Below are 13,912 nucleotides of genomic sequence, written 5' to 3'. Positions count from 1 at the left end.
TAATGTGGAAGAAGCTTGAACCCCGGCTCACCGGGGGGAATAAAGGAGTGAACTGTGTGAGAACACCTATCATAGCTGGCAACTGGAAAATGTTTAAGACGGTTCCGGAAGCAAAGGCTTTTTTCGAAGAGATTAAAGGCAAAGCGGAAGTAGAAGGCGTGGAAAGCGTGATCTGCGCACCGTTTACGAATCTTCCGGCTTTGGTGGAAGCAGCCAAAGGAACGAACATCAAGATCGGCGCGCAAAACCTCCATTTTGAAGATAACGGCGCATTTACAGGCGAAATCAGCGGTTTGATGCTGAAGGACCTGGGCGTTGATTATGTCATTATCGGACATTCCGAGCGCCGCCAATACTTTGCGGAAACCGATGAGATCGTGAACAAGAAGGTTCATGCGGCATTCCGTCACGGCTTGCTGCCGATCGTATGCGTAGGCGAGAAGCTGGAAGAGCGTGAAGCCGGCCAGACGAAAGATGTGTGCAAGGTGCAGACCGAAGCCGCATTTGCAGGTCTCCCTGCAGACCAAGCGGTTCATGTTGTCATTGCTTACGAGCCAATCTGGGCTATCGGGACAGGCAAATCTTCCACGGCTGAGGATGCTAACGAAGTGATCGCCTATATCCGCGAGCTGGTGAAGGGCTTGTACGGTGAAAGTGTTGCAGCTCAAGTACGGATTCAGTACGGCGGCAGCGTGAAGCCTGAAAATGTAGCGGAGTATATGGGACAAAGCGACATCGACGGCGCGCTCGTCGGCGGTGCAAGTCTTCAGCCGGCTTCCTACATCGCACTCGTTGAGGGGGCGAAGTAAGATGACAGCTCCAAGACCAGTAGCCCTGATCATCATGGACGGTTTCGGGCTTCGCAACACCGAAGTAGGCAATGCAGTCGCTCAAGCGAACAAGCCGAATTATGACCGGTACTTGAAGCAGTATCCGAACACAACGCTTACCGCTTGCGGCGAAGCGGTTGGTTTGCCGGAAGGCCAGATGGGGAACTCTGAAGTAGGCCACCTGAACATCGGCGCAGGCCGGATCGTGTACCAAGACCTGACCCGGATCTCGAAGTCGATTCGTGAAGGCGAGTTCTTCGAGAACGATACGCTGGTCGAGGCGGTTCGCGCGGCAAAAAACAGCGGCAAGAAGCTTCATCTGTACGGGCTTGTGTCGGATGGCGGGGTACATAGCCACATCGAGCATATGTTTGCGATGCTGGACCTGGCCAAAAAGGAAGGCATGCAGGACGTTTACATCCATGGCTTCATGGACGGACGGGATGTAGCGCCTGACAGCGGCAAGCAGTTCGTGAAAGATCTCATTGCCAAGATCCAGGAAGTGGGCGTTGGACAGATCGCTACATTGTCCGGACGCTATTACGCGATGGACCGCGACAAGCGTTGGGATCGCGTGGAGAAGGCTTACCGCGCCATGGTATACGGAGAAGGACCGAAGTACACCGATCCGCTCAAAGCGATTACCGAATCGTATGAGAAATCCGTATATGACGAATTCGTCGAGCCTACGGTGATCGTTGATGACCAAGGCCAGCCGATAAGCCTTGTGGAAAGCGGCGATTCGGTCGTCTTCCTGAACTTCCGCCCTGACCGCGCGATTCAATTGTCCCAGGTGTTCACGAATAAGGATTTCCGCGGATTCGATCGTGGTCCGGGATTCCCGCAGAACCTGCATTTCGTGTGCTTGACCCTGTTCAGCGAGACGGTGGAGGGCTTCGTTGCCTACAAGCCGAAGGATCTGGACAACACGCTTGGCGAAGTGCTGGTGCAGCATAACAAGAAGCAGCTGCGCATTGCGGAAACCGAGAAATATCCGCATGTGACGTTCTTCTTCAGCGGCGGACGCGATGTGGAGCTTCCAGGCGAAACGCGCATCCTCATCAACTCGCCGAAGGTAGCAACCTATGACCTCAAGCCGGAAATGAGCGCTTATGAAGTCGCAGATGCGTGCGTGAAGGAAATCGAAGCCGAGAAGCATGATGCGATTATCCTGAACTTTGCGAACCCGGACATGGTTGGCCACTCGGGCATGCTCGAGCCAACCAAGAAGGCGGTTGAAGTGACGGATGAGTGCGTCGGCAAAGTGGTTGAGGCCGTTCTGGCTAAAGGCGGGGTCGCCATCATTACGGCTGACCACGGCAATGCGGACATGGTATTCGACGAGAATGGACGCCCATTCACGGCTCATACCACCAACCCGGTACCGTTCATCGTTACCGATGAGAACGTGACGCTGCGCGAAGGCGGCATTCTGGCCGATATTGCTCCGACGATCCTCGACCTGATGGATCTGCCGAAGCCGGCCGAAATGACCGGAACTTCCATGATTGCGGCGCGTAAATAAAGACGGACAAAATCTTTACCATAAACGATACCAAAGAAAAAGGAGACTATACCCATGACTATTATTTCTGACGTATATGCTCGCGAAGTCCTTGACTCCCGCGGCAACCCGACTGTAGAGGTTGAAGTATACCTGGAATCCGGCGCGATCGGACGCGCGATCGTTCCATCCGGCGCTTCCACTGGCGTTCACGAGGCGGTTGAGCTTCGCGACGACGACAAATCCCGTTACCTGGGCAAAGGCGTTCTGAAAGCTGTTGAGAACGTGAACGAAATCATCGCCCCTGAAGTAATCGGTATGGACGCGCTTGACCAGCTCGGTATCGACAAGCTGATGATCGCTTTGGACGGAACGCCTAACAAAGGCAAGCTCGGCGCAAACGCGATCCTGGCTGTATCCATGGCTGTAGCCCGCGCTGCTGCTGACGCATTGGATCTCCCGCTGTACGTATACCTCGGCGGATTCAACGCCAAACAGCTTCCAGTACCAATGATGAACATCGTGAACGGTGGTGCACATGCCGACAACAACGTAGACGTTCAAGAGTTCATGGTACTGCCTGTGGGCGCACCTAGCTTCAAAGAAGCGCTTCGCATGGGCGCTGAAATCTTCCACAACCTGAAGTCCGTTCTGAAAGGCAAAGGCCTGAACACGGCAGTTGGCGACGAAGGCGGTTTTGCTCCAAACTTCACGTCCAACGAAGATGCACTGTCCTCCATCATCGAAGCGATCGAAAAAGCCGGCTACACGCCAGGCAAAGACGTATTCCTGGGTATGGACGTTGCTTCCACGGAATTCTTCAAGGACGGCAAATACGTTCTGGAAGGCGAAGGCAAATCCTTCACGCCTGCGGAATTCGTTGACCTGCTCGCTTCTTGGGTAGACAAATACCCAATCATCACCATCGAAGACGGATGCTCCGAGGACGATTGGGAAGGTTGGAAGCTGCTCACTGAGAAGCTGGGCAACAAAATTCAGCTGGTTGGTGACGACCTGTTCGTTACGAACACTGAGCGTCTGGAGAGAGGTATCAAGGAAGGCATCGGTAACTCCATCCTGATCAAGGTTAACCAAATCGGTACATTGACTGAAACATTCGATGCAATCGAAATGGCAAAACGCGCAGGCTACACCGCTGTTGTCTCCCACCGTTCCGGTGAGTCCGAGGACAGCACGATCGCTGACATCGCTGTTGCTACCAACGCAGGTCAGATCAAGACGGGTGCACCTTCCCGTACGGACCGCGTAGCGAAATACAACCAATTGCTTCGCATCGAAGACCAATTGGGCGAGCTTGCTCAATACAACGGCTTGAAGTCGTTCTATAACTTGAAGCAACAATAATTTAGGGTAAAGCCCGGCTCCTGCTGTTGCGGGGGCTGGGCTTTTTAATTTGCGCTTTTTTTGGAAGTGGGAGGAGGGCTTTGCTGCACTCGTTTAGCGTGCCGTGGGGCGGTGCGTATATCGGCTTCGGTCGCTGTTAAAATCGGGAAACTGGGAATGATCAAGTTGAGGGAAGTTTCCCGATTTTAAAGGCGAGCGCGTTGCTCCTCCGCCGATATACGCACCTGTGGCAGGGGAAGAAGTGTGCAGCAAAGCCCTTGCGGGTGTCCCATGGAAGCGCAAAGGCAAAGCCCGGCTTGGCTGCAAAGGCAGGAGCCGGGCTTTTTATGGAGGAGGGGGGCTGTGGCTGCACTCCTTAGCGAGCCGTGGGGCGGTGCGTATATCGACTCCGGTCGCTGTTAAAATCGGGAAGCTGGAATGGAATAGGTAGAGGATGCTTCCCGATTTTAAAGGCGAACGCGCTGCTCCTCCGCCGATATACGCACCTGTGGCAGGGGAGGATGCGTGCAGCCCAGCCACGTAGGTGTCCCATGGAAGCGCAAAAGCAAAGCCCGGGTTTAGCTGCAAAGGCAGGAGCCGGGCTTTTTATGGAGAAGGGGGGCTGTGGCTGCACCCGTTAGCGAGCCGTGGGGCGGTGCGTAAATAGTCTCCGGTCGCTGTTAAAATCGGGAAGCTAGAATGGAGTCGGCAGAGGATGCTTCCCGATTTTAAAGGCGAACGCGCTGCTCCTCCGCCGAAATACGCACCTTTGGCAGGGAAGGAAGCGTGCAGCCAGCCACGTGGGTGACCTGGAAGCGCAAAGGCAAAACCCGCCTTGGCTGCAAAGGCAGGAGCCGGGCTTTTTATGGAGGAGGGGGGCTGTGGCTGCACTCGTTAGCGAGCCGTGGAGCGGTGCGTATATCGGCTTCGGTCACTGTTAAAATCGGGAAGCTAGAATGGAATAGGTAGAGGATGCTTCCCGATTTTAAAGGCGAACGCGCTGCTCCTCCGCCGATATACGCACCTGTGGCAGGGAATGAAGCGTGCAGCAAAGCCCTTGTGGGTGTTCCATGGAAGCGCAAAGGCAAAGCCCGGCTTGGCTGCAAAGGCAGGAGCCGGGCTTTTTATGGAGAAGGGGGGCTGTGGCTGCACTCCTTAGCGAGCCGTGGGGCGGTGCGTATATCGGCTTCGGTCGCTGTTAAAATCGGGAAGCTAGACTGGAATAGGTAGAGGATGCTTCCCGATTTTAAAGGCGAGCGCGCTGCTCCTCCGCCGATATTCGCACCTGTGGCAGGGGAAGAAGTGTGCAGCAAAGCCCTTGTGGGTGTCCCATGGAAACGCAAAGGCAAAGCCCGGCTTGGCTGCAAAGGCAGGAGCCGGGCTTTTTATGGAGAAGGGGGGCTGTGGCTGCACTCCTTAGCGAGCCGTGGGGCGGTGCGTAAATCGTCTCCGGTCGCTCATAAGTCTGACTTTTCAAGGTTATTAATTTTTGTATGTAAGTTTTTTACCTCTGCCCTTAATTTTGTGATGTCCTCTTTAATTTCAGATCGGTTAACCGCAAGTTTTACGATTCGATATAGGACTAATAAAACAACAAAGATTATGACTAGATTGGCGATCAGGCCTCCAAAACCAAATGCCGAACCCATATCAACACCCCCTTATCATGGGATTTTATTAAACTATTTACAATTATACCATTACACGCGCTCTTCGTTCGACCGTATGGTGAAAACAACCGATTGCTTTGCACCAGGCTCCTGCTCTTGCGGGGGCTGGGCTTTTTATTTTGCGCTTTTTTCGGGAGTGAAGGGAGGGGCTGTGGCTGCACACCTGTTAGCGTGCCGTGGGGCGGTGCGTATATCGGATAAGTGAGCAGATTTGAATTCCTCATTCCGCAAACTATGGTAAAATTGGGTATGCGGCATAGTGGAGGTGCATTCATATGGTCATGGGCCCGGAGCCATTGGATCAAGTACAACAGGAAGTTTCAGAAAGAAAGGTCAAGGAGAAGCTTGCAGGTCATCAGCAGCGGGGGTTGCTGAGCGATATAGCGATGACTTTATTAGCGGCTGGTGTATTGATCGTGATCGCTGTTATTTTTGGATTTATCATTCATATTGTCAGGTAGTGATTGGAGTTGCATTGAAATACTGATGGAAAAGAAATTGGGGTTTCATCCAATCGTAGGGGGAACGAAAACGTAATGAGTAAAGTTGTTTCTGGATGGTTGATCGTGTGCCTCTTCAGCCTGATCTCATTCGCATCAGGGGTTGATGCGGCTTCAACCAAGGTTAAGACAAGCGTACATTACTTCCTCGGCCAACAATATGTGCAAATTAGCGGGGAAAACAAAAAAGTGGTCAGTGATATCAATAGGATTCTTAAAGCAGACGCCCAGCTTTTAGCTTGGGCGAATATGGAATACAAAAAGAGCGGTGAACATACCTCTTTTCGTTCCAAAGCCAATACCAAATACAATAAAAACGGAAAGTTATCGATTGTTAATACCATCTACTTAAATTCTGAAGGCGGCCAAACCATCTCAGCCAGTACATTTAATTTTGATCTAAGGACAGGCGAGCGCTTGGAGCTTGATGATGTGATCAAGACTGAAAGTCAAAAGCTCAATCTGATTGAGGCTGTTACATCGCAGCTTGTAAAGAGGGAGTCCAAAGGGGATCCAATCTTCACGGATCATATTGAATTTTACCTTACTCAGTCCAATCACTCATTTTACTATTATGATCAGGGCATCGTCATCCGCTTCAATCCAGGTGAAGTTGGGCCTCACTCCGAGGGATTTGTGGATGCTAAAGTAGACTATTCAACAATTAACAAGAAAAGGAATGGCCCGCCATCGCCTGCTCCAACCATTCCAGGTTATACGTATGTCACAAAGTCCCATATCGAAAATGAATTTACCGGATTTGATTACGGGAATATTTATGAATTAGCAAACGGGCAAACGTGGAAGCAAGTGGGGTATGTATTTTATTATAATCCCTCTTGGCCGGAAGTGATCATTTATCAAAAAGGGTCCAAATATTACTTGAAAGCCGAGTACATAGATGAACTCGTAGAGGTTGAGCTTGTCGGAACAGATTAACTGGATCTCAATGTTTTTTAAAAAGCGCTACTACCCACTTCAGCTAATAAAGAAGCCGCCGTCCCTCTCACCGAGGAAACGACGGCTTCTTTGAATTACAGCACCTCCAGCGGAATGCGGTCCCGGATGGATTGCCCATGGCTGTTCCTCCACTCGACGACGACATAAACGCCGGAAGGCTGGAATTTGATCATATTCCGTTCGGCAGCCGTAATCGGGCTTTCCACCGAGCCTAGATCCTCCAGATTCTGGAGGAGATTGATCGCCCCGCCTACGGCTGTCTGGCTTCCACTAAGCACGGGAACGGCTTCATTCTCGCTGCCGAGCGTCTCATAAACGGTATAGCTCAGGTAGTCGGAGTGCCTGATTTCGTTAGAGTCCCCCAGATAGACCAGCTTCGCATTGCCGCGCCAAATGGAGTCCTTTGTTCGAATGACGGTATAGTCCTCCACCCGCCAGGCGGCTCCATTCCCTTCTAGTGTATATAATTCCGTATGATCCGCAGTCTTAGTATCTGCAGTTTCGGGATCAGGTATTGCTTTAGACCAGAGGATGCCTAAAGTGATGAGACTCGAGGCAAATAACACCACAAGCGCTCTGATCCATTGCTTCCGGGCCATGCTAAGCAGCTCCTTTCAAAATCAGGTAAGCGGGACGGCCCATCATCGCTTCTTCCAGAACAGCTGCAGCGCCACCTTGGCGCACCACAAGGAAAAGACGAAGAACAGCAGTGCCCAGATAATCGCGGGAACCACAGTCATATTGGCCAGATTGCTTGCGTCTCCTGCTTGCGATGGCTGGCTCAGCGCCCGTATGGCCAAGGTCAACGGCCCCATGACGGACTCCTCCAGCACGAGAAAGGCCAGGAGCAGGTAATAGAAGTTGCGGATTTTCGGTCCCAGCATGTAGAAGATAAGATTGACGATGATGAAAATAATGAGCCACCACAGCCCGTACCCCTTGTGTACGAAGAAAATAATCATAATAACCGCCAGCGCGGTAATGGTCATTAAGCCTTCGCCCTGCCGTTTGCGGGCATATCCCAGGAACATGAGAATGGCGAACACGGAGGCCGATACATACCCTGCCAACGAGACAACGACAGGACTCCAGCCCCCCGAGGACAGCATGGAATACGTGACGCCGCTGTGATCCGGGTTCAGCTCAATGCTGAGCACTCGGCCGGACATGAGGAGGGTCATGAGCGCGTGTCCCAGTTCGTGAATCATCGTATCGAGGATGCGGAACCAGGAAGAGAAGGGGATCAGCCGGGTCAGAATGGCCGCCCCTACCAGAAATAATAGTGCCTTGATCCATTTATTCATCAGGAAGTCCTTTCCGGCTTCAGTCTTTGATCTGGAGCATCGTTCGCTTTCATCCCTTATAATATAGATGAGTTTCATATGAAAATCCATTAGACTGGCCACGCAAAATGGTATAATTGAAGTCATGACGGAGGTTCATGACCGATGAAAAATGAGAAGCCGGATTTCAATAATAACAAAAACAATCACATAGAGCACATAAGACATACCACGCTAGTCAATGATCAGGGGATTCGATTTGCGGAAATCGAGTTCGGCGGGGAGGAGCGGGACATGCCGCTTGCCGCCCGGTCCGGGGAGGGTCTGGATCCGGAACAAGAGCGGGATAGGCAAACGGAGGCACCTCAAGCACCGGGGGAGAGAACCTCGTTGGTAGTGAAGCCGCAGCAGCCCCTTGATCTGAATTTGGACGACAGCTTCCGTTATCTCACCAAGGAGCAGCAATTCGCGCTGAAGGCACGGGAGCTGGCTTGGCATACGGAGGATGAGGCTCCATTCGTTCCGTTCAAAACGTACTGGCCGACGTACGAGCAGATGAGGCCTGAACAGTTTCGCTGGTATTTTTACTGGCGGGAGGAGGTAAGGTCCGGCCGGTACCCGGATACGGATTTATCCTATTTGTTCCTGTACTTTTACGAGCTGATTCACGGCGTAGGCTGGAGCGACCCGCGGCAAGGGTACGATTTGATGCTGCAAGCATGGAACGCTTACCGAGAGCGTTATGCCAAGCTCGATATGTACTTGCGGGAATGGCTATATGATTTTATGATCGTGCATCACCTGGATATGCCGATTCCCGAGACGTATGATCGCCTGCCGCGGGCCATTTCGCCAGAATTGAAGGAGCGGGAGTACATGCGGCGCTTCTCCCTTCAGCCTGCCGAGCTGACCTGGGAGCTGCTGTGCGGCCTGCTGGATTATGACGCCGAGAAGAGCCGTTTCTATCAGGAATCCGGACGCAAGGACATGCAGCGGTATGCCCCGAAGGTTGTGGCGCTGGTCGACAGCTATCTGGCCAAAAAGACGGGGCAGCGCTTCATCGACCGCTTCCAACCCCGGCCAAGACAGGTCAAGCGATATCTGTTTCGCAGCGCGGTGTATGACCATGGTCTGCATGGGCGAACGGTTGTCCTGACAATCCTCTCCTTAAGCGAGTATGCCCCATTGCGGGCTTACATGACCGGGTTGATCCGGCTGACGGAGAACAAGCTGAGGGAGCTTAGGGGCTTCAAGGGACGGCTTCGCGGGACGGAGGCCATCGGACCGGATGTGGCGCAGCTGGTTGAACGGTATTTGACCAAAGAAATAGAGCAGCAGCTTGAAGCCGAGCGGAAGAAGAGCATCCCGGAGGTGCAGATCGATACAAGGAAGCTGCGGCGACTGCAGCGGGAGTCGGACGAGGTCCGCGACATGCTGCTTGTCGAGGGGGCCGGATCGGAGGAGGCCTTGGATGAGAAGTCTTCATTAGTCCATGCAGGTTCAGATCAGTCCCCGAAAGCCGTCTCATCTGGAAAGCGCAAACCGAAGAGTGTGGATGTCGTTCAGGCCGTGATGGATTTTGATGCGGGGCTCCCTAGCGAAGATTCTTCCGGAATGGAACCGCGGATCGAAGGGACGGCTAACGCAACGACCGTAAAAGCGGCTAAACCAACGACCGTCGAAGCGGCAAACGTACCGACTGGACAAACTACGGGGGGATCTTCTGCGGAAGCCGCTGAGCAAATCTATAAACAGGCTGCTGAACAATCTATCGCGCTTACTACTGTAGAAACTACCCTGGATACTAACATAAAAACTATCGAAGAACCAATCGAAGAAACTACCAAAGAAGCTACCGAAAAAAACGCTGAAGTAACGCTTGGCGCTAAAGAAATCCCTCATATTGAACGGGGATCGGAGGCTGAAGCGAGTAAAGCAGAGGAAGCATCCCATTCACACGGACAGGCATGGCAATGGGATGTTGAGGATGACGATTGGCAGCAGCTTGCGGAGCGTCTGACGCCCGTGCATATGGAGATTCTGCACGTCTTGAAGGCGGGACCGAATTCGGCTGCGCTGCAGCCCATTGCAGAGCGCGCAGGCTCGATGCCTGCCCTGCTGCTGGATGAGATTAACGAGGCTGCAATGGATACCATTGGCGATCTGCTGATTGACGGAGAATCCATTGCGGAAGAATATGTCGACAAGATGGATGCTTTGAAGAGGATATAAAAGCAAGGGCGGTACAACCGGCCCCTAATGCTTTTGAAAGAAGGTGAATATCGATCATGAACGAGTTGAAAATCCCGAAGCGGCTCACCACTGCCCTTGTGAACTCCATGACGGCAGGCGTCGTGCCGCGCGTTGGGCTTGAATATATTGCCGTCGGGCGTAAACCGGAGGTGGAGTCGATCCTGCGGGATATGGACAATATCGCCGAAGGGGGGGCGGCTTTCCGCCTTATCACGGGACGTTACGGCAGCGGCAAGAGCTTCCTCCTCCAGATGATACGAAACTATGCCATGGACCGCGATTTCGTCGTGGCGGACGCGGATTTGTCGCCGGAGCGCCGGCTCGTAGGCACGAAGGGGCAGGGGCTGGCGACGTACCGGGAGCTCATGACCCATCTGTCAACGAAGACGCGGCCTGACGGCGGAGCGCTGGAGGCTATTCTGCAGAAGTGGATTGCGGCGATTCAGCAGCGGATCATGGTTGAGGCGGGCCTTCGGCCGGATGATCCCGCCCTGAACGAACGCGTGGAGCTGGACATTTTCGCGGTGACGAATGAGATGCAGAATCTGGTGCACGGGTTTGATTTTGCAAAGGTGCTGGCTGCTTATTGGAACGGCTACAAGCTTGGCGACGATGACCGGAAAGCGGCGGCGCTGCGATGGCTGCGCGGGGAAGTGCCGACCAAGACGGAAGCCCGCAAGGAGCTCGGCGTAGGGGTCATCATCGACGATGACAACTGGTACGACTATATGAAGCTGTGGTCCGAATTCACGGCTGCGATTGGATACAAGGGACTGCTGCTGTTCATTGACGAAGGGGTTAACCTGTACAAAATCACGAACAGCATCTCCCGTCAGAGCAACTACGAGAAGCTGCTCACCATGTTCAACGACACGATGCAGGGCAAAGCCCAGCACCTGGGGATCTACATGGGCGGCACGCCCCAGTTCGTCGAAGACGAGCGCCGGGGGCTGTTTAGCTATGACGCCCTCCGTTCCCGTCTGATCGATGGACGTTACGGCAGTAGCACGCTTCGGACGTATACGTCTCCCATTCTGAAGCTGGACATGCTCTCGTACGAAGAAATTCTCATCCTTCTGCAGAAATTGAGGGATATCCATGCGCTGCACTTCAAGTATGAGCCCCAGCTGAAGGACGAGCAGCTGGTGGCGTTTATGCAGGCTGTCGTGAACCGGCTGGGCGCGGAAGAACTGCTGACGACCCGGGAGGTTGTGCGGGATTTCATGGACCTGCTGCACACGCTGCATCAGCATCCGGAAGCCAGCTTCGAGCAGCTTATGGGCGAGCGTGCGGAGGCGCAGCCAATCGGCAAAGGAGCGGATGAGCCGGGGGACGACATGGATGATCTGCTGGCGGAGTTTGAGCTATGAGCGCAGCGAATCCTTTTTCCCGGTTGGCGCCATTCATTCAGGAATTCATCTACAAAAAAAGATGGGATACCCTTCGCGAGGCACAGGTTGAAGCCTGCCGCGTCCTGTTCGATACGCCGAACCATTTGCTGATCGCATCCGGTACGGCTTCGGGGAAGACGGAGGCGGCGTTCTTTCCGGCCCTGACGGAGCTGCATAACAGGCCATCAAGCTCGGTAGGCATTTTGTATATCGGGCCGCTTAAGGCGCTGATCAACGACCAGTTCGAGCGCATCAGCGATCTGCTGAAGGAGGGGCAGGTTCCGGTATGGCACTGGCACGGCGACGTGTCCCAGGCTGAGAAGACGAAGCTGATGCGGAAGCCTTCCGGCGTGCTTCAGATTACCCCGGAGTCGCTTGAGGGGCTGCTGATGAACCGGCCGAATGCGATACCGGCCCTGTTTCAGGATCTTCGGTATGTCATTATCGACGAGGTCCATGCGTTCATGGGGGCTGATCGCGGCATTCAGGTGCTGAGCCAGCTCACCCGCATCGAGCGGATGGCTTCGTGCGAGCCTCGCCGGATCGGCCTGTCGGCTACGCTGAGCGACTACGAGACCGCGGCCGGGTGGCTGGGTGCGGGAACCCAGCATGCGGTCGAAGTCATTGCTCCGCAAGGCGGGCGGAGACTGCGGCTGTCGGTGGAGCACTTCTCCTTTCCCGATGCGCGGGACGAGAAGCAGGCCGAGCAGCTGGAGCTCGCGCGCAAAGCCTACTATGATTTCGTGTACGATCACACGCATATGAAAAAAGCGCTCGTCTTCACGAACAGCCGCTCGGACGCAGAGCTCACGACGCTGGAGCTGCGGCGGATCGCCGCGAAGCGGCAGCAGCCGGACGTCTTCCATGTCCATCATGGAAGCATCTCCGCCATGCTGCGCGAGGAAGCGGAGGCCGCGCTGCGGTCGGGGCCGGGGCCGGCGGTGGCCGCGGCAACCCTGACCCTGGAGCTTGGCATCGACCTCGGCGAGCTGGAGCGGGTCATCCAGCTTGGTGCGCCGTACAGCTGCTCCAGCTTCGTGCAGCGGCTCGGCCGTTCCGGCCGCAGGGGGGACCAGGCCTCCGAGATGATGTTTCTTTGCCCGGAGGACGAGGATGAAGAGGCGCTGCTGCCGGCGCGCATGCCCTGGATGCTGCTGCGGGCGATCGCCGTCATCGAGCTGTACATCCGGGAGAAATGGGTTGAGCCGCTCACCTTGCGGAAGAAGCCGGTGGGCGTGCTGTACCATCAGACGATGAGCACGCTGAAGAGCATGGGAGAAGCCGAGCCGCAGGATCTGGCGCGGGCTGTGCTTACGCTCCCGGCATTTCGCGGCATCGAGCCGGAGGAGTATAAGGAGTTCCTGCAGTATTTGCTGCAGACCGATCATATCCAGCGCACAGAGGAAGGCAGCCTCATCATCGGTCTTGGCGGGGAGAAGATCGTAAATAACTACCGCTTCTATGCGGTATTTAAGGACGATGAGGAGCATGTCGTCTACAACGGATCCGAGGAGATCGGATCGATTACGACCGTGCCGCCTCCGGGCTACTGCTTCTCGCTGGCCGGCAAGCTGTGGAAGGTAGAGGAAGTGGACACCAAGCACAAAGCATTGTACGTGAAGGCTGCCAAAGGCAAGGTTGATACGTTATGGCTGGGCGCCGGCGGCGATGTCCACACCCGGGTCGTACAGAAGATGCGGGAAGTGCTGGCGGACAGCACCATCTATCCGTATCTCGCGCCCGGCGCCGTGAACCGCCTGGAGCGGGCGCGCCGGCTTGCCCGGGAGAGCGGGCTGCTGAAGCAGGTCGTTATCCCGGCGGGCGGGGATTCGCTGTTTATACTGCCTTGGGCGGGCAGCAAGCAGTTCCGGACGCTCGAGCGGCTGCTGAAGCATAATCTGTCCGAGCCGCTCTCCTTGCGCTCGATCGTGCCGATGGAGCCCTATTACATGATCGTTGCCGGCAAGGCGGATGCCGGGACGCTGCTCGAGGAGATCCGCCGCGAGCTGGCGGAATGCAGCGACGCCAGTTCGCTGCTGGACCCGGACGAGGCGCCTTACCTCGGGAAATACGACGAGTTTGTGCCGCCTAAGCTCGTCCGCACGGCGTTTGCCGCCGACGGGCTGGATGTGCATGGCCTGGCTGAGTTGTTGCGGTCGTGATAAGCGCCTTGCGGG

At 54.8% G+C, this 13,912-nt stretch carries 11 protein-coding genes; 8 read left to right on the top strand and 3 right to left on the bottom strand.

The features are described from left to right. The first annotated feature begins 56 nt into the window (after positions 1-56). The 3 genes from tpiA to eno are packed head-to-tail and all read left to right on the top strand — an operon-like array spanning position 57 to position 3,699. The gene (gene tpiA / locus NSQ46_RS29000) at positions 57-809 is read left to right on the top strand and encodes a triose-phosphate isomerase (RefSeq protein WP_028406079.1); all 753 of its coding nucleotides are present in this window, start codon (positions 57-59) and stop codon (positions 807-809) included. Position 810: 1 nt separating this feature from the next. Continuing rightward, the gene (gene gpmI / locus NSQ46_RS28995; RefSeq protein ID WP_028406078.1) at positions 811-2,355 is read left to right on the top strand and encodes a 2,3-bisphosphoglycerate-independent phosphoglycerate mutase; all 1,545 of its coding nucleotides are present in this window, start codon (positions 811-813) and stop codon (positions 2,353-2,355) included. 54 nt (positions 2,356-2,409) lie between these two features. Further along, complete coding sequence (gene eno, locus NSQ46_RS28990; RefSeq protein ID WP_007133019.1) at positions 2,410-3,699, top strand: phosphopyruvate hydratase; 1,290 nt, start codon at positions 2,410-2,412, stop codon at positions 3,697-3,699. A 1,436-nt stretch (positions 3,700-5,135) separates the two neighbouring features. Here the strand turns inward: eno and NSQ46_RS28985 are convergent. Further along, positions 5,136-5,327, bottom strand: coding sequence for a hypothetical protein (locus tag NSQ46_RS28985; RefSeq protein WP_028406730.1), 192 nt, complete (start codon positions 5,325-5,327; stop codon positions 5,136-5,138). A gap of 296 nt (positions 5,328-5,623) precedes the next feature. Between NSQ46_RS28985 and NSQ46_RS28980 the strand changes: the two genes are divergently transcribed. Both NSQ46_RS28980 and NSQ46_RS28975 read left to right on the top strand, forming a co-directional pair. Next, positions 5,624-5,809, top strand: a complete 186-nt coding sequence (locus NSQ46_RS28980) for a hypothetical protein (RefSeq protein WP_342575723.1) — start codon at positions 5,624-5,626, stop codon at positions 5,807-5,809. Positions 5,810-5,884: 75 nt separating this feature from the next. Next, on the top strand, positions 5,885-6,787 hold the full coding sequence (locus tag NSQ46_RS28975; RefSeq protein ID WP_342575720.1) for an RsiV family protein: 903 nt from the start codon (positions 5,885-5,887) through the stop codon (positions 6,785-6,787). A 95-nt stretch (positions 6,788-6,882) separates the two neighbouring features. Here NSQ46_RS28975 and NSQ46_RS28970 read toward each other — a convergent pair whose 3' ends face one another. Continuing rightward, positions 6,883-7,407, bottom strand: a complete 525-nt coding sequence (locus NSQ46_RS28970) for a hypothetical protein (protein WP_342575718.1) — start codon at positions 7,405-7,407, stop codon at positions 6,883-6,885. Between the two features lie 42 nt (positions 7,408-7,449). Beyond that, complete coding sequence (locus NSQ46_RS28965) at positions 7,450-8,112, bottom strand: M50 family metallopeptidase (protein ID WP_028406734.1); 663 nt, start codon at positions 8,110-8,112, stop codon at positions 7,450-7,452. Between the two features lie 144 nt (positions 8,113-8,256). Here NSQ46_RS28965 and NSQ46_RS28960 point away from each other — a divergent pair, with 144 nt between their 5' ends. The 3 genes from NSQ46_RS28960 to NSQ46_RS28950 are packed head-to-tail and all read left to right on the top strand — an operon-like array spanning position 8,257 to position 13,897. Beyond that, positions 8,257-10,323, top strand: coding sequence for a TerB N-terminal domain-containing protein (locus NSQ46_RS28960; protein ID WP_342575716.1), 2,067 nt, complete (start codon positions 8,257-8,259; stop codon positions 10,321-10,323). Positions 10,324-10,379: 56 nt separating this feature from the next. Continuing rightward, positions 10,380-11,714 carry an ATP-binding protein gene (locus NSQ46_RS28955; protein WP_342575715.1) on the top strand — a complete coding sequence of 445 codons (1,335 nt, stop codon included), beginning with the start codon at positions 10,380-10,382 and terminating at the stop codon, positions 11,712-11,714. Next, the gene (locus tag NSQ46_RS28950) at positions 11,711-13,897 is read left to right on the top strand and encodes a DEAD/DEAH box helicase (RefSeq protein ID WP_342575713.1); all 2,187 of its coding nucleotides are present in this window, start codon (positions 11,711-11,713) and stop codon (positions 13,895-13,897) included. Before NSQ46_RS28955 ends, NSQ46_RS28950 begins: the two co-directional genes overlap by 4 nt. The last annotated feature ends 15 nt before the right edge of the window (positions 13,898-13,912 follow it).

Source organism: Paenibacillus sp. FSL M8-0142, from assembly GCF_038597315.1.
GTDB lineage: Bacteria > Bacillota > Bacilli > Paenibacillales > Paenibacillaceae > Paenibacillus_AQ > Paenibacillus_AQ lactis.
This window is presented reverse-complemented; position numbering and strand designations above follow the sequence as displayed.